The 22,413-nt window shown below is 76.6% G+C and carries 2 protein-coding genes; both read right to left on the bottom strand.

The genetic code is table 11. The features are described 5' to 3' along the window. On the bottom strand, positions 1-11,078 hold an 11,078-nt coding region (locus tag C8054_RS27590), incomplete at its 3' end, for a type I polyketide synthase (RefSeq protein ID WP_107161919.1). Between the two features lie 47 nt (positions 11,079-11,125). After that, positions 11,126-22,384: a type I polyketide synthase gene (locus tag C8054_RS27585; protein ID WP_107161917.1), complete on the bottom strand. Its 11,259-nt coding sequence runs from the start codon at positions 22,382-22,384 to the stop codon at positions 11,126-11,128. Positions 22,385-22,413: the final 29 nt, after the last annotated feature.

Below are 22,413 nucleotides of genomic sequence, written 5' to 3'. Positions count from 1 at the left end.
ACACCCACCGCCCACAGCACCGGCTGCACCACCTCGACCCGCGCCAACCACGACTCGTCGTCACCGGTCAACACCGCCACCAGATCGACATCGAGGTACGGAGAAAGCGCCACCCGGCACTCGGCCAACGCCGCATCGAACGGCCCGCACCGACCCACCAGGCCGGAAGCCATCCGCGCCGACTGCGCGCCCTGACCCGGGAACACGAACACCGGACCGGCCCCGTGACCGGCGACCGCGCCGGCCACCAGGTTGCCGGCGGGCGCGCCGGACGCGAGCGCGTCCAGACCGGACAGCAGTTCCTCGACCGACGAGCCGACCACGGCGGCCCGCTGGTCGAACGCCGACCGGGTGGTGGCCAGCGACCAGGCCACCACGGCCGGGTCGGCCGGGTCGGCGCGCAGGTGCCGGGACAGCCGCTGGGCCTGCCGGGCGAGCCCGTCGCGGGTCCGCGCCGACACCGGCCAGGCGGTGACGGCCGCGTCGAGCAGGCCGGGCCGGACGGCGTCCGCCTCGGTGGACGCCTCGTCGGGCAGTTCGAGGATGACGTGCGCGTTGGTGCCGGAGATGCCGAACGAGGACACCGCCGCCCGACGGCCGGACCCGCTGCCCGGCCACTGCCGGTTCTCGGTGACCAACTCCACCGCGCCGGCCGACCAGTCGATGTGCGGCGAGGGCGCGTCCACGTGCAACGTCATCGGGACCACCCCGGCCCGCATGGCCAGGATCATCTTGATCACGCCGGCGACGCCGGCGGCGGCCTGGGTGTGGCCGATGTTCGACTTCACCGAGCCGAGCAGCAGCGGTTCGACGTCGGCGCGGCCCTGCCCGTACGTGGCGATGAGCGCCTGCGCCTCGATCGGGTCACCGAGCGTGGTGCCGGTGCCGTGCGCCTCCACCACGTCCACGTCGGCCGGGGACAGCCGCGCGGCGGCCAGCGCCGCCCGGATCACCCGCTGCTGCGACGGGCCGTTCGGGGCGGTCAGCCCGTTGGACGCGCCGTCCTGGTTGACCGCGCTGCCGCGCAGCACGGCGAGCACCGGATGCCCGTTGCGGCGGGCGTCGGAGAGCCGTTCGACCAGGAGCATCCCCACGCCCTCCCCCCATCCGGTTCCGTCGGCGGCGGCGGCGAACGCCTTGCACCGCCCGTCGGCGGCGAGGCCACGCTGGCGGGAGAACTCGACGAACAGCCCCGGGGTCGACATGACGGTCACGCCACCGGCGAGCGCCAGGTCGCACTCGCCGCGTTGCAGCGCGGCCGCCGCCAGGTGCAGCGCGACCAGCGACGACGAACACGCCGTGTCCACCGAGACCGCAGGTCCTTCCAACCCCAACACGTACGCCACCCGCCCCGAGACAACGCTCGCCGCGTTCCCGGTGCTCGCGAACCCTTCGACCTCGTCCGCGGACACCATCAACAGGGCCCCATAGTCCTGTCCGTTCGTGCCGACGAACACCCCTGTTCGTGAACCCCGCAAGCCACCCGGGTCAACCCCTGCCCGCTCGATGGCCTCCCACGACGTCTCCAGCAGCAGGCGCTGCTGCGGGTCCATGGCCACGGCCTCACGGGGTGAGATGCCGAAGAACCCGGCGTCGAAGTCAGCCACGTCGTAGAGGAACGCGCCGGTGCGGACGTAGGAGGTGCCGGCGGAGTAGGGGTCGGGGTCGTAGAGCCGGTCGACGTCCCAGCCGCGATCGCCGGGCAGGTCCGAGACCGCGTCCCGGCCGGCGTGCAGCAACTGCCAGAACCGCTCCGGGTCGGTGACGCCGCCCGGGAACCGGCAGGACATGGCGACCACCGCGATCGGCTCGTCGTCGGCCAGCGGCGCGGGGCCGGCGACCGCCTCGGTCTCGGCGCCGCCGCCCAGTTCCTCGTCGAGGTGGCGGGCCAGCGCGGTGGCGGTCGGGTAGTCGAAGACCAGCGTGACCGGCAGGCGCAGCCCGGTGGCGGTGCCGAGCCGGTTGCGCAGCTCGACCGCGGTGACCGAGTCGAAGCCGAGGTCCCGGAACGCGTGGTGCGGGTCGACGGCCTGGCCGCCGTCGTACTTCAGGACCGTGGCCGCCTGGTCGCGGACCAGGTCGAGCAGCGCCTGCCGGCGCTGCGCGGACGCCATCCGGGCGAACGCGCCGACCGGCTCGACCTCGGTGGTCTCCTCCGGTTCCCGTTCGGCGGCGAGCCGCCGCACCTCGGGGATCTCGGCGATCAGCGGGGCCGGGCGGGTGGCGGTGAGCGCGACCCGGAACCGGTCCCAGGCGATGTTGGAGATGGTCAGGAACGTCTCGTCGTGGGCGAGCGCCTGGTGCAGCGCGGCGATCGCGAGCCGGGGCGGCATCTCGGGCGCGCCGTGCCGGTGCAGCATCCGGCCGAACTCGCCGTCGGCCATGCCGCCGCCGCCCCAGGCGCCCCAGGCGATGGAGGTGGCCGGCAGGCCGAGGTCGCGGCGGTGTTCGGCGAGCGCGTTGAGGTAGGCGTTGCCGGGGGCGTAGTTGCCGACGCCGGAGCTGCCGACCGTGCCGGCCATCGCGGAGAACAGCACGAACGCGTCGAGGTCGAGGGCGCGGGTCAGCTCGTGCAGGTTGACCGCGGCGGTGACCTTGGCGGCGAGGGCGTGGTCGAGCTGGTCGAGGGTGAGCGCGCCGATCACCGCGTCGTCGAGCACGGCGGCGGTGTGCACGACGGTGCGGAGGGGATGCTCGGCGGGCACGTCGGCCAGCACGGCGGCGAGCGCGTCCCGGTCGGCGGCGTCGCAGGCCGCCACCGTGACCCGGGCGCCCGACGCGGTCAGCTCGGCCTCCAGCTCGGCGACGCCGTCACCGGACCGGCCGCGCCGGCTCAGCAGCACCAGGTGGTCGACGCCGTTGGTGGCGAGCCAGCGGGCCACGTGCCCGCCGAGCGCGCCGGTGCCGCCGGTGACCAGCGCGGTGCCGGTGGGTCGCCAGTCGCGCGGGGCGGGGGTGTCGCCGAGTGGGGCGCGCCGCAGCCGCCGCCCGTACGCGCCGGTGGGGCGCAGCGCGACCTGGTCCTCCCCGTCGGCGCCGGCGAGGACGCGGGCGAGCCGGACGGCGGTGCGGTCGTCCGGGGTGTCGGGCAGGTCGATCAGGCCGCCCCAGCGGTCCGGGTGTTCCAGCGCGGCGATCCGGCCGAAGCCCCAGGCGAGCTGCTGCGTCGGGTGGGTCAGCGGGTCGCCGGGGCCGGTGGCGACCGCGCCCCGGGTGAGCGTCCACAGCGGCGCGCGGACGCCGGCGTCACCGAGCGCCTGGGTGAGCGTGACGGTGCCGGCGAACCCGGCCGGCACGTGCGGGTGGCCGGGCAGCGGCGCCTCGTCGAGCGGCAGGAGCGAGACCACGCCGGCGGGCGGCGTGTCCCGGTGCGTGTCGCGCAGCCGGTCGGTGAGCGCGTCCCGGTCGGGCGCGCCGGTCAGCGCGATCTCGACGACGGTGGCGCCGTGCCGACGCAACGCGTCCGCCACGAAGCCGACCGCGGCGTCGGCGGGGGCGTCCGCGTCGGCCCCGGCGGCGGTGACCAGCCACCAGGCGCCGGTGAGGGTCGGCGCGGCGGAGCCGTCGGGGGCGACCGGGAGCCAACCGTCGCGGTAGCGCCACGAGTCGATGGTGGCCTGGTCGCGGTGGCGGCGACGCCAGGCGGCGAGCGCGGGCAGCAGCGCGGTGAGGGCGTCCTCGGACACCTCGGCGACGTCGGCCAGCTCGGCGCCGACCGCGGCCGGGTCCTCGGCCTCGACGGCCGCCCAGAAACGGGCGTCCACCTCGTCCACCTCGACCGTGCCGGCCGTGGTCGCGGCGGTCGCGGCGGCGGCCGGGCGCGGCCAGTAGAGCTGCCGCTGGAACGGGTACGTGGGCAGATCGAGCCGGCGGGTGGGGCGGCCGGCGAACGCGGGCCGCCAGTCGACGGCGGCGCCACCGGCGTACACCTCGGCGACCGCGCGGTGGAAGCGGGCCAAGCCGCCCTCGTCGCGGCGCAGCGTGCCGGTCACGGTGACCGCGGCCGGGTCGACGGCGGCCGACTCGACGCTCTCCTGCATCGCCATGGTCAGCACCGGATGCGCGCTGACCTCGACGAACGTCTGGTGGCCGGTGGCGGCGAGGTCGCGGACGGCGGCGTCGAAGCCGACCGTCTGCCGCAGGTTGCGGTACCAGTAGTCGGCGTCCAGGCCGGCGGTGTCGGTCCACTCACCGGTCACCGTGGACCGGAACCGGATCCCGCCGGTACGCGGGCGCAGGCCGGCGAGCAGCTCCCGCAGCCGATCCCGCAGCGGTTCGACGTGCGCGGAGTGCGACGCGTAGTCCACCGGCACCCGGCGTACCCGCACGTCCCGCCCCTGGTAGTGGGCGACCAGCTCGTCGAGCGCGGCGGAGTCGCCGGAGACCACCACCGCGGTCGGGCCGTTGATCGCGGCGAGCGACACCCGGCCGTCCCAGCGGCTGATCGTCGCGGTGACCTCGTCGGCGGTGGTGGCGACCGAGACCATGCCGCCGTCGCCGGCGATGCCGGCGATGATCCGGCTGCGCAACGCCACCACGGCGGCGGCGTCGTCCAGGCTGAGCCCACCGGCGACGTACGCGGCGGCGATCTCGCCCTGGGAGTGGCCGACCACGGCCGACGGGTGGACGCCGTAGGAGCGCCACAGCGCGGCCAGGGACACGCCGACCGCGAACAGCGCCGGCTGCACCACGTCCACCCGCTCCAGCGACGGCGCGCCGGGTACGCCGCGCACCACGTCGGTCAACGACCAGTCGACGTGCGGGCGCAGCGCCGCCGCGCAGGCGGCGAACGTCTCGGCGAACACGCCGGCGGTGTCGAGCAGCTCGGCGGCCATGCCGGTCCACTGCGAACCCTGGCCGGGGAAGACGAAGACCACGTCGCCCGGCGTACCGGGGGCGCGGGTGACGGTGTCCGGCGCTCCACGGCCGTCGGCGAGCGCGCCCAGCGCGGCGCTCAGGTCGTCGCGGCCGGCGGCGAGCACCACCGCGCGGTGCTCGTGGGCGCTGCGGGTGGTGGCCAGCGACCAGGCCAGGTCGGGCAGCGCGGCGTCCGGCACGGCGTCGAGGTGCGCCCGCAGGTCGCGGGCGCGGGCGGCGAGCGCGGCGGCGCTCCGCCCGGACAGCGCCCAGGGCAGCTCCCCGGCGGGCCCGGCGTCGTCGTCCGGCGCGGTCTCCTCCGGCGGCGCCTGCTCCAGGATGGTGTGCACGTTGGTGCCGCTGATGCCGAACGAGGAGACGCCGGCCCGGCGGGGCCGGTCGTCGGCCGGCCAGGGGCGGGCCTCGGTGAGCAGCGCGACCGTGCCGGCGGACCAGTCGACGTGCGGGGTGGGCTCGTCCACGTGCAGCGTGGGCGGCAGCACGCCGTGGCGCAGCGCCAGCACCATCTTGATCACGCCGGCCACACCGGCGGCGGCCTGGGTGTGGCCCAGGTTCGACTTGACCGAGCCGAGCCAGAGCGGCCGGTCGGCGTCGCGGGCCTGCCCGTAGGTGGCGATCAGGGCCTGCGCCTCGATCGGGTCGCCGAGCGTGGTGCCGGTGCCGTGCGCCTCGACGGCGTCGACCTGGTCGGGGGCGAGCCCGGCGTTCGCCAGGGCCTGTCGGATGACCCGCTGCTGGGCCGGCCCGTTGGGGGCGGTGAGCCCGTTGGACGCGCCGTCGGAGTTGACCGCGCTGCCGCGTACCACGGCCAGGACCGGGTTGCCGTCGCGGCGGGCGTCGGAGAGCCGCTGGAGCACCAGCAGGCCGACGCCCTCACCCCAGCCGGTGCCGTCGGCGGCTCCGGCGAACGGCTTGCAGCGGCCGTCGGCGGCCAGGCCGCGCTGCCGGGAGAAACCGACGAAGATGCCGGGCGTGGCCATCACCGTGGCGCCGCCGGCGAGCGCCAGGTCGCACTCCCCCGCCTGCAACGCCTGCGCGGCGAGGTGCAGCGCGACAAGCGACGCCGAGCAGGCGGTGTCGACCGTGACGGCCGGGCCGTGCAACCCGAAGGTGTACGCGAGCCGGCCGGAGATGACGCTGGCGGAGACACCGGTGGCGAGGTAGTTCTCGTCGCCGTCCCCGGAGGCCAGCAGCAGCGAGCCGTAGTCCTGCCCGTTGGTGCCGACGTAGACGCCGGTACGGCTGCCGCGCAGCGCGGCCGGGTCGAGCCGGGCCCGTTCGAACGCCTCCCAGCTCGCCTCCAGCAGCAACCGCTGCTGCGGGTCCATGGCCAGCGCCTCACGCGGGCTGATGCCGAAGAACGCCGGGTCGAACTCGCCGGCGGAGTCGACGAAGCCACCCTCCCGCACGTAGCTGGTGCCGAGGTGCTCGGGGTCGGGGTGGTACAGCTCGGCGACGTTCCAGCCGCGTTCCTCGGGCATCGGCGACAGCGCGTCGGCGCCGCCGGCGACCAGGTCCCAGAGCTGCTCGGGGCTGGCCACGCCGCCGGGGAAGCGGCAGCTCATCGCCACGATGGCGACGGGTTCGCGGTGCCTGTCGACGTCGGCGGCGACGACCGCCCCGCCGGTGTGGTCGTCGGCCTGGCCGTGCAGGTACGCGGCGAGTTCGGCGACCGTGGGGTGGTCGAAGACCAGGGTGGCGGGCAGCGTCATGCCGGTCTCGGCGGCGAGCCGGTTGCGCAGCTCGACCGCGGTGAGCGAGTCGAAGCCCAGGTCGCGGAACGTGCGGTCGGGCAGCGGCCGGCCGGCCGGGTGGCCGAGCACCAGCGCGGCCTGGGTGCGGACCAGCTCGGTGAGCTGCGGCAGGGACCGGCCGACCACCATCGCCGGGGCGACCACGGCGGGTCCGGTGGGCACGCCGGGCAGGCCGGCGAGCAGCGGCGCGGGCCGGCCGCGTACGGCGGCGAGGCGTCCCCAGTCGACGTCGGCGACGGTGACGGCCGGCGCGGCGGCGCCGACGATCCGGCCGAGCGCGGCGGCGGCCGACTCGGCCGGCAGCGGGTTGACGCCGCCCCGGGTCAGCCGCGCGGTCAGCTCGGCGCTGGCGGCGGCCATGCCGTCGGCGGACCAGGCGCCCCAGGCGATCGCGGTGGCCGGCAGCCCGAGGTCGCGGCGCCAGGCGGCGAACGCGTCCAGGAAGGCGTTGGCCGCCGCGTAGTTGCCCTGCCCGGCGCTGCCGATCACGCCGGCCAGCGAGGAGAACAACACGAACGCGTCGAGCCGGCGGTCGGCGGTGGCGTCGTGCAGCACCCGCGCGGCGCGGACCTTGCCGTCCAGCACGGCCGCCAGGCGGGTCAGGTCGAGGCCGTCGAGGATGCCGTCGTCGACGACGCCGGCGGTGTGCACCACGGCGGTCAGCGCGGGCAGGTCGGTGACCAGCGCGGTGACGGCGGCGGGGTCGGTGACGTCGCAGCGCACCACCCGGGCGCCGGGCAGCTCGGCGGCCAGGTCGGCGGCGCCGGGCGCGTCGGGGCCGCGCCGGGAGGCGAGCACCACCTCGGTCGCGCCGGCGGCGAGCAGCCACCGCGTGACCTGCCGGCCGAGCGCGCCGGTGCCGCCGGTGACCAGCACCGTGCCGGTCGGCCGCCAGCCGGGGCCGGCGGGGACTGCGGCGGGGACGAGCCGGCGGCCGAACGTGCCGTGCGGGCGGACGGCCACCTCGTCGTGGCCGCCGTCGGCGAGCACCGCGCGCAGCGCGTCGGCGTCGATCCGCTCGGGCGTGGCGTCGGCGGGCAGGTCGACGAGGCCGCCCCAGCGGTCGGGTTGTTCCAGCGCGACCGTCCGGCCGAGGCCCCAGGCAGCCGCCGCGTACGGGTCGGTGAGCGGTTCGCCGCCGCCCACCGAGACCGCGCCCCGGGTGACGCACCAGAGCCGGCCGGCCCGGCCGGTGTCGGCGAGCGCCTGCACCAGCGTGAGCAGCAGCGCGGTTCCGGCCGGCACGGCGGGCGCGTCGGGTCGCGGCGCGTCCGGGCCGGGCAGCACGCAGAGCACGCCCCGCCAGCCCGCCTCGTCGTGGCCGCGCAGCAGGCCGGCCAGGTCGCCACGGTCGGTGTCGGCGGGCACGGTGAGCACGTCGACGTCGGCGCCGGCCACCGCGAGCGGCGCCGCCCAGGTCGCCGGGTCGTCGACGGCGACGACCAACCAGCGGCCGGTCAGCGTCGGGGTGGGCGCGGGACGGACCGGCTCCCACTCGATCCGGTACGACCAGCCGTCGAGCACCGCGTCGCGTTGCCGGGCCCGCCGCCACGACGACAGCACCGGCACGGCCGGGCCGAGCGCGGCCACCGCGTCCGGGTCGTCCTGCACGGCCAGTTCGGACGCCACGGCCGGCAGGTCGCCGCGTTCCACGGCGGCCCAGAAGTCGCCGTCGGCGGCGTCCGGGCGGGGCTCCGGCCGGATCGTGCCGTCACCGGCCCAGTAGCGCTCCCGCTGGAACGCGTACGTGGGCAGGTCGACCCGGTTCGCGCCGGTGCCGGCGAACCAGTCGGTCCAGGTGACCGGGTGGCCGTGCACGTGCAGCTCGGCCAGCGCCGCCAGCAGCGCCTCGACCTCGGGACGGTCGCCGCGTTGCGCGGCGACGGCACGGACCGGCTCGCCGGGCAGGATGTCGGCGGTCAGCGGGGTGAGCACGGCGCGGGGGCCCAGCTCCAGGAACGTGTCGGCGCCGGCGGCGCGCAGCGCGTGCACGCCGTCGGCGTGGCGGACCGCCTCCCGGACGTGCCGCACCCAGTAGTCAGCGGTGCGGATCTCGTCCGGGTCGGCCAGCTCGCCTGTCACGTTGGACACCACCGGCAGCGTCGGCGCGGCGAACGTCAGCCGCTCCAGCACCGCCCGGAACCGCGCCAGCACCGGCTCCATCAGCGGGCTGTGGAACGCGTGGCTGACGGTCAGCCGGCGGGTGCGTACACCCCGGTCCCGCCAGAGCTGCGCCAGCCGGTCCACGGCGTCCACCGTGCCGGAGAGCACCACGGCGGCCGGGCCGTTGACGGCGGCCACGTCGACCGGCTCGTCCGGGTCGGTCAGCGTGGCGCGCACGTCGGCCTCGGGCGCGGCCACGGCGAGCATCGCGCCGCCGGCCGGCAGCGCCTGCATGAGCCGGCCCCGCGCGGCGACCAGCGCGGCGGCGTGCTCCAGCGTCAGCACGCCCGCCACGTGCGCGGCGGTGACCTCGCCGATGGAGTGGCCGCCGACCAGGTCGGGGGTCAGCCCGAACGACTCGACGAGACGGAACAGCGCCACCTCGACCGCGAACAGGCCGGCCTGGGTGAACTGGGTCTGATCCAGCAGGTCGCCGTCGTCGAACAGCACCTCCTTCAACGGCCGGGGCAGCGCCCGGTCCAGAAAGGCGCACACCTCGTCGAGCGCGGCGGCGAAGACCGGGAACTGCGCGTACAGCTCGCGGCCCATGCCGGCGCGCTGCGCGCCCTGCCCGGAGAAGAGCACCGCGAGCTGGCCACGGGGCGTGCCGGTGCCGGTGTGCACGGTGCCGGCCGGCTCGCCGGCGGCGAGCGCGCGCAACGCGGCGAGCAGGTCGTCCGGGCCGGCGGCGGCGACCACCGCCCGGTGGTCGAGCACGGACCGGGACACCACCGAGGCGTACGCGACGTCGAGCGGGCGCGTGTCGGGCGCGGCGGCGAGCCAGGCGGCCCAGCGGCCGGCCTGGGCGGCGAGCGCGTCGGCGGACCGGGCGGAGAGCAGCACCGGCGCCACCGGCCGGGCGGTCGGGGTCGGTGCCGGCTCGTCCTCGACCGGTTCCGGCTCGGGCGCCTGCTCGATGATGGTGTGCGCGTTGGTGCCGGACACGCCGAACGAGGACACCGCGGCGCGGCGCGGCCGGTCGGTGGCCGGCCACGGCATCGCCTCGGTGGCGAGCGTGACCGCGCCGGCGGTCCAGTCGATGTGCGGCGAGGGCGCGTCGACGTGCAGCGTGGGCGGGACCACGCCGTGCCGGACGGCCAGCACCATCTTGATCACGCCGGCCACCCCGGCGGCGGCCTGGGTGTGGCCCAGGTTCGACTTCACGGAGCCGAGCAGCAGCGGCGTCTCCCGCTCCTGCCCGTACGTGGCGAGCAGCGCCTGCGCCTCGATCGGGTCACCGAGCGTGGTGCCGGTGCCGTGCGCCTCCACCACGTCGACCTGCTCCGGGGTGAGCCGGGCGTTGGCGAGCGCCTGCCGGATGACGCGCACCTGGGACGGGCCGTGCGGGGCGCTCAGCCCGTTCGACGCGCCGTCCTGGTTGACGGCGCTGCCCCGGATCACCGCGAGCACCGGGTAGCCGTGCTTCTGCGCGTCGGAGAGGCGGGCCAGCAGCAGCATGCCGACGCCCTCGGACCAGCCCGTGCCGTCGGCGGCGGCGGCGAACGGCTTGCACCGGCCGTCTGCGGCCAGGCCGCGCTGGCGGCTGAAGCCGACGAACACCGCCGGGGTGGGCATCACGGTGACGCCGCCGGCCAGCGCCAGTTCGCAGTCGCCGTTGCGCAGGCCCTGCACGGCCAGGTGGATCGCCACGGACGACGAGGAGCAGGCGGTGTCGATGGTGACCGCCGGCCCTTCCAGGCCGAGCGTGTACGCGATCCGGCCGGAGACGATGCTCGTCGAGTTGCCGGTGAGCGAGTGGCCCTCGGCGTCCTGCCCGGCCTGGGCGAGGATCGCGTCGTAGCCGTGCGCGGCGGCGCCGACGAACACGCCGGTGCGGCTGCCCCGCACCGCCGGCAGCGGCAGCCCGGCGCGTTCGAACGCCTCCCAGCTCGCCTCCAGCAGCAGCCGCTGCTGCGGGTCCATGGCGACCGCCTCGCGGGGGCTGATGCCGAACAGGTCGGCGTCGAAGTCCCCGGCGTCGTAGACGAAGCCGCCCTCCCGCACGTAGCTGGTGCCCGGGTGGTCCGGGTCGCTGTGGAACAGTCGGTCGAGGTCCCAGCCCCGGTCGGCGGGGAACGGGCCGATCCCGTCGCGGCCGTCGCGGACCAGCTCCCAGAGCTGCTCGGGCGAGCCGACGCCGCCCGGGTAGCGGCAGGTCATCGCCACCACCGCGATCGGCTCGGTGTCGCGGGCCTCCAACGCCCGCAGCCGCCGCCGGGTGCGCCGCAGCTCCGAGGTCGTACGCTTCAGGTACTCGACGTACTTCTCGTCCTCGCTGTTCACCGTGGTCCTACCCTCACTCGGCGTACCGATGTCGTCGCGGCCGGCGGTCAAGACGTCTCCAGCTCGCGGTCGATCAGGTCGAAGATGTTCTCGGTGGTGGCCGACTCCAGGTCGCCGTCGTCGGCGGTCGTCTCCCGCGCGGTCAGCCGGTCCAGCAGACCGTGCAGCCGCTCGGTGATACCGCGGAACGCCTCGTCGTCCGGGTCGAGCCCGGCCAGCGCCGCCTCCAGCCGGTCGAGGTCCCGGCCGACACCGCCGGTGGCGTCGGTCGCGCCGTCGGGCACGGCGATCCGGGTGGCGAGGTGGGCGGCGAGCGCGGCCGGCGTCGGGTTGTCGAAGACCAGCGTGGCCGGCAGTCGCAGCCCGGTGGCCGCGCCGAGCCGGTTGCGCAGCTCGACCGCGGTGAGCGAGTCGAAGCCGAGTTCCCGGAACGCGCGGTCCGGTTCCACCCCGGCGGCGTCGCCGACGCCGAGCACCACGGCGACGTGCGCCAGCACCAGGTCCCGCAGCGCCCGCTCGCGTTTCTCGCCGGACAGGCCGCGCAGCGTCTCCGCGTACGCCGGACCGCCGGCCGCCTCGGTGACCGCGCCGCGGCGCGTGCCGGCGCGGACCAGCGCGGTGAGCAGCGGGTGGACCGGGCCGCCGGTGCCCTGCGTGCTGATCTTCGCGGGCATCAGCGTGGGTCGTTCGGAACGCCAGGTGGCGTCGAACAGCGCCAGCGCCTCGTGGTCGGCGAGCGCCACCAGGCCGCTGCGTTCCAGCCGCCGCCGGTCGACCGCGCCGAGGTGGCCGGTGATCCCGCTGGCGGTGGCCCACAGGCCCCAGACCAGGGAGACCGCCGGCAGGCCGGACGCGCGCCGGTGCTCGGCGAGGGCGTCGAGGAACGCGTTGCCGGCCGCGTAGTTGCCCTGGCCCGGCCCGCCCATCAGGCCGGCGGCGGCGGAGTAGAGCACGAACGCGGTCAGCTCGTGGTCGCGGGTGGCGCGGTGCAGGTTCCAGGCCGCGTCGACCTTGGGGCGCAGCACCGCGGCGAGCCGCTCCGGGGTGAGCTTCTCGACGGTGGCGTCGTCGACGACGCCGGCGGTGTGCACCACGGCGCGCAGCGGGTGCCGCTTGTCCACCAGGGACAGCACGTCGGCGACCGCCTCCGGGTCGGCCAGGTCGGCGGCGACGAGCTGCACCTCCGCGCCGCCGGCCTTGAGGTCGGCGAGCAGCTCGTCGGCGCCCTCGGCGTCCGGGCCGCGCCGGCTGACCAGCAGCAGGTGCCGGGCCCCGTGTGCGGCGACCAGATGCCGGCAGAGCAGCGCGCCGAGCGTGCCGGTGGCGCCGGAGACCAGGACGGTGCCGTCGAGCCGGGGCGTCGGCGGGATGGTCAGCGTGAGCTTGCCGACGTGCCGGGCCTGGCTGAGGAAGCGGAACGCCTCGGGCGCGCGCCGGACGTCCCAGGTGCGGCGCGGCAGCGGGCGCAGCGTGCCGGCGGCGAACAGCGCCATCAGCTCCGCCAGCATCCGCCCGACCGTGGCCGGGCCGGCCGCCATCAGGTCGAAGCCCTGGTAGCTGACGCCGGGGTGGTCGGCGGCGACCCGGGCCGGATCACGCGGGTCGGTCTTGCCCATCTCGACGAACCGGCCGCCGCTGTCGAGCATCCGCAGCGACGCGTCCACGTACGCGCCGGCGAGCGAGTTGAGCACCACGTCGACGCCGCGCCCGGCGCGGCGGGCCCGGAACTCGTCGACGAAGTCCAGGGAGCGGGAGGAGGCGATGTGCGCGTCGTCGAGGCCGGTGGCGCGCAGCACCGGCCACTTGCCGGGGCTGGCCGTGCCGTAGACCTCGGCGCCGAGGTGCCGGGCGATCTGCACGGCCGCCATGCCGACGCCGCCGGTGGCGGCGTGCACCAGCACCGACTCGCCGGCGGTGAGCCGGCCCAGCTCGACCAGCCCGTACCAGGCGGTGAGGAAGACCACCGGCACGCCGGCCGCCTCCGCGTACGACCAGCCGTCCGGGATGCGGGTGACCATGCGGTGGTCGGTGACGGCGACGGTGGCGAACGAGCCGGCGAAGATGCCCATCACCCGGTCGCCGGGCTTCAGGTCGGTGACGCCGGGGCCGACCTCGCGGACCACGCCGGCGCCCTCGCTGCCGAGCACCTCCTGGCCGGGGACCATGCCGAGCGCCAGCACCACGTCCCGGAAGTTGAGGCCGGACGCGCGCATCTCGACCGCTACGTGTCCGGCCGGCACCGCGCCGGCCTCGACCGGCACCGGCAGCAGCGCCAGGTTCTCCAGCGTGCCCTTCTCGGTGACGTCGAGCCGCCACGGCTGCCGGTCGCCCGGTGGCGTCAGCACGCCGGTGTCCCGGGCCCGGCCCAGTCGGGGGGTCAGGGCAGCGCCGTCGCGGAGCGCGAGCTGCGGTTCGCCGGACGCGAGCGCGGCGGGCACCGCGTCGAGCGTGGTGGCGGCGTCGTCCAGGTCGAGCAGCGTGAACCGGCCGGGGTGTTCGGACTGGGCGGAGCGGACCAGCCCCCACACCGCGGCGCGGGCCGGGTCGCGGGGGGCCTCGCCGGGCGCGGCGGCGACCGCGCCCCGGGTGGCGAGCACCAGGCGGGCGGCCTCCAGGCGGGGTTCGGTCAGCCACCGGTGCAGCAGCGCGAGCGTGTCGCGGGCCGCGGCGTGGGCGTCCGCGTCCACCCGCTCCGGGTCCGGGCCGGGGCCGCCGCGCAGGTCGACCACGATCTCCGGTACGTCGTCGCCGCCGTCCACGGCGGCGAGCAGCGCGTCCAGGTCGGGGTGGACGGTCACCCGGTGCCCGGCTCCGGTCAGCGCGGCGGTCAGCCCGGCGAGGTCGCCGCCGGGCGCGCCGACCTGATCGCCGCCGGCCGGGTCGGTGCGGTCGCCGGTGAGCAGCGCCCAGCGGGTCGGTGCCGGGGTGTCGGTGGCCGGCAGTGGCGTCCAGTCCAGGTGGAACACGGCGGTGCGGCGCAGCGCGGCGGCGGCGTCGTCCTGACCGGCGGCGACCGGGCGGAACGTCAGCGACTCGACGGTGGCGACCGGTCGGCCGGCCGGGTCGGCGAGCGTGACGGCGACCGTGTCCGGGCCGAGCGAGCGGATCGTCACCCGCAGCCGGGTGGCGCCGTGGGCGTGCAGCGTGACCGCGCGGAGCGTGAACGGCAGCCAGCCGCTGCCGGCCTCGGCGGGCGTGCCGAGCAGCGCGGTGGGGCCGGTGGCGTGCAGGGCCGCGTCGAACAGCGCCGGGTGCAGGCCGAACCGGGCCGCGTCGGCGGCCTGCGCCTCGGGCAGCGCCACCTCGGCGTACACCTCGTCGCCGTGCCGCCAGACGCGGTGCAGGCTGCGGAACGCGGGACCGTAGGTGAGGCCGGCCTCGGCGGTGCGGGCGTACCAGGCGTCCAGGTCCGCGTCGACCTCGACGGCGCCGGCCGGCGGCCACTCCCCCGGCCCGGGTTCGGGTTCGGGAAGCTGCGGCAGCAGCAGACCCTCGGCGTGCCGGGTCCAGTCGGCGTCGCCGTCGTCGGCGGGCCGGGAGTGCAGCGTGACGGCCCGTTCGCCGGTGTCGCCGGGCGCGCCGACGCGTACCTGCACCTGGACGGCGCCGGTGGCGGGCAGCACGAGCGGGCTGATCAGCGTGAGGTCGCCGACCTGGCCGGCGTCGACCTCGTCGCCGGCTCGGATCACCATGTCGGCGAGCGCGGTGCCGGGGACGACGACGGTCCGGCCGACGACGTGGTCGGCGAGCCACGGGTGGGTACGCGTGGACAGCCGTCCGGTGAGCACCACGGTCCGGTCGTCGGCGACCGGCAGCGCGGCGCTGAGCAGCGGGTGCCCGGCGTCCTGGAGGCCGGCGGAGGCGACGTCGTGGGTGGGGCGGGCGGTGGTGGTGAGCCAGTACCGCTTCCGGTCGAACGCGTACGTGGGCAGGTCGACGGTGGTCGCGGGGGCGAGCACGCGGGTCAGGTCGACGGGCAGGCCGAGGGTGTGCGCGGCAGCGAGGCTGGTCAGCAGCCGGGTCGCGTCGTCGTCACCGCGGCGCAGCGTGGACAACGCGTGTCCCGCCGTGTCGGTGTCGTCGAGGATCGCGGTCACCGGCATGGTGAGCACCGGATGCGCCGACACCTCCACGAACGTGCGGTGCCCAGCCCCGAGCGCGGTCCGCACCGCCTCCTCGAACCGCACCGGCTGCCGCAGATTCGTGTACCAGTACCCGCCGTCCATACCCTCCGGATCGGCCCAGTCCCCGGTCACCGTCGACACCATCCCGATGTGACCCGCCTGCGGCGACAGCCCCGCCAGATCCGCGAGCATCCGGTCCCGGACCGGCTCCACGCCCGGGTTGTGCGAGGCGTAGTTGAACGGCACCGGCTTCGCCCGCACCCCCTCGACCACCCACCGCTCCCGCAGCTCCGCAAGCGTCTCCGGCGGACCGGACACCACCACCTGCCCCGGACCGTTGAGCACCGCCACCACCGTGCCGGGCACACCCTCGATCCGCGCCTGCACCTCATCGGCGGGCAGATCCACCGCCAACATCCCGCCCGAACCGGCCAGCGTCGCCAGGGAACGCGCCCGCAGGATCACCGCCTTCGCCGCATCGTCCAACGACAGCACCCCGGCCACACACGCCGCGGCCATCTCCCCCTGCGAATGCCCGATCACCACCGACGGCTCCACCCCGGCAGCCCGCCACACCTCCGCCAGACACACACCCACCGCGAACAACACCGGCTGCAAGATCTCCACCCGGTCCAACCAGGCGTCGTCGTCGCCGGTCAACACCGACACCAGATCCACGTCCAGCAACGGCGCGAACGCCCGCTGACACTCCGCCAACCGCGCGTCGAACGGCGCGCACCGACCCACCAGACCGGCCGCCATCCGCACCGACTGACCACCCTGACCCGGAAACACGAACACCGGACCCGGGCCGTGCTCGACGACCGAACCCGACACCACGTCTCCCGTCGGGGTGCCCGACGCGAGCGCGTCCAGCGCCGTCAGCAGCTCGTCGCCGGTGGTGCCGACCACTGCGGCGCGGTGCTCGAACGTCGAGCGGGTGGTGGCGAGGGACCAGGCCACCGCCGCCGGGTCGAGCTGCCCGCCGGCGCGCAGGTGGGCGGCGAGCCGGGCGGCCTGCGCGGCGACGCCGGCCCGGGTACGGGCCGACACCGGCCACAGCCGGACGTCGGCGTCCACCAGGCCCGGGGCGGTGGGCACCGGCCGCGCGTCGGGCTCGTCGGCCTGTTCGATGACGACGTGGGCGTTGGTGCCGGAGATGCCGAACGACGACACCGCCGCCCGACGCGGCCGGTCCACCGCCGGCCACTGACGCGCCGACGTCACGAGGTCCACCGCGCCGGCCGACCAGTCGATGTGCGGCGACGGCTCGTCCACGTGCAGCGTCGGCGGCACCACGCCGTGCCGCATCGCGAGGACCATCTTGATGATCCCGGCGACGCCGGCCGCGGCCTGGGTGTGCCCGATGTTCGACTTGATCGACCCGAGCAGCAGCGGCTCGGCCCGGTCCTGCCCGTACGTGGCCAGCAACGCCTGCGCCTCGATCGGGTCACCCAGCGTGGTGCCGGTGCCGTGCGCCTCCACCACGTCCACGTCCGACGTGGACAGACCCGCATCCGCCAACGCGGCCCGGATGACCCGCTGCTGCGACGGACCGTTCGGCGCGGTCAGCCCGTTCGACGCGCCGTCCTGGTTGATCGCGCTGCCGCGCACCACGGCGAGCACCGGGTGACCGTTGCGGCGGGCCTCGGAGAGCCGCTCCAGCACCAGCACGCCGACGCCCTCACCCCAGCCGGTGCCGTCGGCGCCGGCGGCGAACGCCTTGACCCGGCCGTCGGCGGCCAGTCCACGCTGGCGGGAGAACTCGACGAACAGCCCGGGGGTCGCCATCACTGTCACACCGCCGGTGAGCGCGAGGTCGCACTCGCCGCGCCGCAACGCCTGCACGGCCAGGTGGAACGCGACGAGCGACGACGAGCAGCCGGTGTCCACCGACACGGCCGGTCCTTCCAGGCCCAACGCGTACGACACCCGGCCGGACACCACGCTCGCCGCGTTGTCGGTGCCGCCGAAGCTCTCGTCCGGGGCGACCAGCACCAACGCGCGGTAGTCCTGCCCGTTGGTGCCGGCGAACACACCGGTCCGGGAGCCGCGCAGCGATTCCGGCACCACGCCGGCCCGCTCGATCGCCTCCCAGGACGCCTCCAGCAGCAGCCGCTGCTGCGGGTCCATGGCGGCGGCCTCGCGCGGCGAGATGCCGAAGAACACCGGGTCGAAGTGGCCGGCGTCGGCGACGAACGCGCCCTGGTCGGTGTAGGTGGTGCCGGCCGACGCCGCCGCCGGGTCGACGAGCGTCTCCGGGTCCCAGCCCCGGTCGGTGGGGAAGTCGCCGACCGTGTCCACGCCGTCGGCGACGATCCGCCACAACGCGTCCGGGTCGCTGACGCCGCCGGGGAAGCGGCAGGCCATCGCCACCACGGCCACCGGCTCCTCGCCGGACGCGACGGTGGTGACCGGGGTCCCGGCGGGCGTCGGGTCGGCGCCGAGCAGCGTGTCCCGCAGCAGCCGGGCCAGCGCCACCGGCGTGGGGTGGTCGAAGACCAGCGTGGTGGGCAGCGGCTGGCCGGTGGCGGTGACCAGCCGGTTGCGCAGCTCCACCGCGGTCAGCGAGTCGAAGCCGAGGTCCCGGAACGCGGTGGTGGCCGGGATCGCGGCGGCGTCGGCGTGGCCGAGCACGTCGGCGGCGAGTTCCCGGACCAGGTCGGCGAGCGTCTCCTCGCGGCGGGCCGGGTCCAGGCCGGCGAGCCGGGCCCGCAGCGTCGCCGCCGGTCCGTCGTCGGCGTCGCCGTCGGCCGGCGCGCCGCCGTCGAGCGCGGCCTTCGCCTCCGGTACGCCCTCCAGCAGCGGCCGACGCCGGGCGGACGCGTACGCGGGGGCGAACCGGGACCAGTCCACGTCGGCGACGGTGAGCGTCACGTCGTCGTGGTCGAGGGCCTGCCGCAGCGCGCTCATCGCGACGTCGGCGTCCATCGGCGGCACGCCCCGGCGGCGCAGCGCCCGGTCGGAGTCGGCCACGTGCATGCCGCCCTCGCCCCACGAACCCCAGGCGATGGCGGTGCCGGCCAGCCCGTCGGCGCGTCGCCGCTGCGCCAGCGTGTCCAGGTAGGCGTTGCCGGCCGCGTACCCGGCCTGCCCGGCGCTGCCCCAGGTGGCGGCGATGGACGAGTAGACGACGAACGCGTCCAGCTCGTCGTCGGCGAGCAGGTCGTGCAGGTGGGCCGCGCCGGCCACCTTGCCGGCGGTCACCTCGGCCAGTTCGGCGGCGGTGACGGCGTCCAGCGGGGTGGTCTGCGGCAGGCCGGCGGTGTGCAGGACGGCGCGGATCGGCGGACCCTCGGCGCGGAGCCGGTCGAGCAGCGCGGCGACGGCGGCCCGGTCGGCGAGGTCGCAGGCGGCGACCGTGACGCGGGCGCCCCGTTCACGCAGTTCGGCGGCCAGGTCGGCCGCGCCGGGCGCGTCCGGGCCGCGCCGGCTGACCAGCACCACGTGTGCGGCGCCGGCGTCGGCGAGCCAGCGGGCGGCGCGCGCGCCGAGCCCGCCGGTGCCGCCGGTGACCAGCACGGTTCCGGTGGGCGTGAAGTGGCGTACCGGGGGGCGGTCGCCGATCGGCGCGCGGACCAGGCGGCGGCGCAGGACGCCGGGGCCGCGTACGGCGAGCTGGTCCTCGCCGGCCGGCGCGGCGAGCAGCGCGGCGAGCCGGCCGGCGGCGCGCGCGTCGGGCTCGGCGGGCAGGTCGACGAGGCCGCCCCAGCGGTGCGGGGCCTCCACGCCGGCCACCCGGCCCAGCCCCCAGACCGCGCCCTGGGCCGGGTCGGTGCCCCGGTCGTACGCGGTGGCGGCCACCGCGTTGCGGGTCACCAGCCACAGCGGCGCGGCCAGGCCGGTGTCGCCGAGCGCCTGGGTGAGCGCGAGCGTGGCGGCCAGGCCGGGCAGGAGCGGGTCGGTGGCGGGCGCCCAGGACAGCAGCGAGACCACCCCGCCGACGTCGACGCGGCCGGCGCCGGCTTCGGTGAGGTCGGCATCCGTGGCGCTGGTATCCGTGGCGTCGGCGAGCGCGGCGGCGATCGTGGTCCGGTCGGCGTCGGGTGCCACGGTCAGCGGACGCACGTCGGCGCCGGCGGCGGCGAGCGCGTCGCGGACGCCGGCCACCGCCGGGTCGTCGTCGAGACCGGCGGGAACCGCCAGCAGCCAGGTCCCGGAAAGCGCGGCAGCGGCCGGTTCGGGCGTGGCCTGCCACTCGATCCGGTAGCGCCAGGCGTCGAGCTGGTCGTGCTGCTGCTGCCGACGTCGCCAGCCGGCGAGCACCGGCAGCAGCGTCCGCAGCGACTCGGCCGCCTCGGCGTCGTCGACGGCCAGGGTGTCACGCAGCGCGTCCAGGTCGGCGCGGTCGACGGCGTCCCAGAACCGGTGGTCGAGCAGGGCGGCGCCGGCGGCCGGGACGGCCGGCTCGTCGGCGGGCACCCAGTAGTGCTGCCGTTGGAACGGGTAGGTGGGCAGGTCGACCAGGCGACCGGGCCGGTCGGCGAACGCGGGCTGCCAGTCCACCGTCGTGCCGGCGACGTGCAGCGCCGCGACGGACCGGTGGAACCGGTCCAGGCCGCCCTCGTCGCGGCGCAGCGTGCCGGTGACGGTGGCGGCGTCCGGGCCGCCGGCGGCCTCGGCGCTGTCCTGCACCGCCATGGTGAGCACCGGGTGCGCGCTGACCTCGACGAACGTGCGGTAGCCGGCGTCGACGAGACTGCGGACCGCGTCGTCGAAGTGGACCGTCTGGCGCAGGTTGCGGTACCAGTAGTCGGCATCGAGGCCGGCGGTGTCCAGCCAGTCGCCGGTGACGGTGGAGCGGAACCGGACCGTGCCGCTGTGCGGGGTCACGTCGGCGAGCCGGGCCAGGAGCTGGTCGCGCAGCGGCTCGACGTGCGGGGAGTGCGAGGCGTAGTCCACCGGCACCCGGCGGACCCGGACGTCCCGGGCCTCGTAGTAGGCGACCAACTCGTCCAGCGCGGCGACGTCGCCGGAGACCACCACCGCGGTCGGGCCGTTGACCGCCGCGAGGGAGATCCGCCCCGCCCAGCGGGTGATCGTCTCGGTCGCCTCGTCGGCGGTGGTCGCCACGGACACCATGCCGCCGTCGCCGGCCAGCTCCGCGATGACCCGGCTGCGCAGCGCCACCACGGCGGCGGCGTCGTCCAGGGTCAGGCCGCCGGCGACGTACGCGGCGGCGATCTCGCCCTGCGAGTGGCCGATCACCGCGGACGGCTGCACGCCGTAGGACTGCCACAGCGCGGCGAGGGACACGCCGACCGCGAACAGCGCCGGCTGCACCACGTCCACCCGGTCCAGCGACGGCGCGTCCGGCGCGCCGCGCAGCACGTCGAGCAGCGACCAGTCGACGTACGGGCGCAGCGCCTCGGCGCAGGCGGTGAGCTTCGCCGCGAACACCGGCGCGGTGTCGAGCAGCCCGGCGGCCATCCCGACCCACTGCGAGCCCTGGCCGGGGAAGACGAACGCGACCTCGCCGGGCTGGCCGGCGGCGCCGGTGACCAGCGGCGGGGCGGTGCGGTCGTCGGCGAGCGCGTCCAGCGCGGCGGTCAGCTCGTCCCGGTCGGCGGCGAGCACCACGGCGCGGTGCTCCAGCGGCGAGCGGGACACCACCGACGTCCAGGCCACGTCGGCGGGCGCGAGGTCCGGGTCGGCGGCGAGCCGCCGGGACCAGCGTTCGGCCTGCTGGCGCAGCGCGGTACGGGTGCGGCCGGTGAGCAGCACCGGTCCGGTCCGGTCGGCCGGCGTGGCCGGGGCCGCCGTTTCCTCCGTGGGCTGCTCCAGCACGATGTGGGTGTTGGTGCCGCTCATGCCGAACGAGGAGACGGCGGCCCGGCGGGGCCGGTCCACGGCCGGCCACGGCGTCGGCTCGGTGACCAGCCGGACCGCGCCGGCGGTCCAGTCGACGTGCGGGGTGGGTTCGTCGACGTGCAGCGTGGCCGGGACGATCCCGTGCCGCATGGCGTGGATCATCTTGATGATCCCGGCGATGCCGGCGGCGGCCTGCGCGTGGCCGAGGTTCGACTTGATCGAGCCGAGCAGCAGCGGCCGGTCGGCGGGCCGGTCCTGCCCGTACGTGGCCAGCAGCGCCTGCGCCTCGATCGGGTCGCCCAGCGTGGTGCCGGTGCCGTGTGCCTCCACCACGTCGACCAGGTCGGGGGTGAGTTTCGCGCCGGCCAACGCGGCCCGGATGACGCGCTGCTGGGACGGGCCGTTGGGGGCGGTGAGGCCGTTGCTCGCGCCGTCCTGGTTGACCGCGGAGCTGCGGATGACGGCCAGCACCGGGTGGCCGTTGCGGCGGGCGTCGCTGAGCCGTTCCAGCAGCAGCACGCCGACGCCCTCGGCCCAGCCGGTGCCGTCGGCGGCGGCGGCGAACGACTTGCACCGCCCGTCGGCGGCCAGCCCGCGCTGCCGGGAGAATTCGACGAACGGGCCGGGGGTGGCCATCACGGTGGCGCCGCCGGCCACCGCCAGCCCGCACTCACGTTCCCGCAGCGCCTGGGCGGCCAGGTGGACCGCGACCGACGAGGACGAGCAGGCGGTGTCCACGGTGATCGCCGGGCCCTCCAGCCCGAACGTGTAGGCGAGCCGGCCGGAGACCACGCTGGCGGCGGTGCCGGTGAGCACGTACCCCTCGGCGTTCGGCGCGCGGTGCAGCACGGCGGCGTAGTCTTGGCCGGACGTGCCGACGAAGACGCCGGTGCGGCTGCCGCGCAGCGACAGCGGGGCCAGGCCGGCGCGTTCGAACAGCTCCCAGGTGACCTCCAGCAGCAGCCGCTGCTGCGGGTCCATGGCGACCGCCTCGCGGGGCGAGACGCCGAACAGCGCGGCGTCGAACTGCCCGGCGTCGGCCAGGAACCCACCGGCCGCGGTGTACGAGGTGCCGGCGTTCTCCGGGTCGGGGTGGTGCAGCAGGTCGAGGTTCCAGCCCCGGTCGGTCGGGAAGTCGCCGATGGCGTCGCCGCCGTCCGCGACGAACCGCCACAGCTCCTCCGGGGAGCTGATCCCGCCGGGGTAGCGGCAGCTCATCGCCACCACCGCCACCGGCTCGGACTCCTCGGCGGTGACCTCGCGCAGCCGCTGGCGGGTCTGGTGCAGCTCGGTGACGACCCGGGTCAGATACTCCCGGAGCCGTGCCTCGTCCCCGGCCGGTCCGGTGGTGCCCACTGCCGTGTCCGCCATGGTGGATTCCGCTCCCTGGTGTGCCACGC

The sequence above is a fragment of the Micromonospora sp. RP3T genome, assembly GCF_003027925.1.
Taxonomy (GTDB): Bacteria; Actinomycetota; Actinomycetes; order Mycobacteriales; family Micromonosporaceae; genus Micromonospora.
Note: the sequence above shows the minus strand (reverse complement) of the source record. Positions and strands in the feature narration are given on the sequence as shown.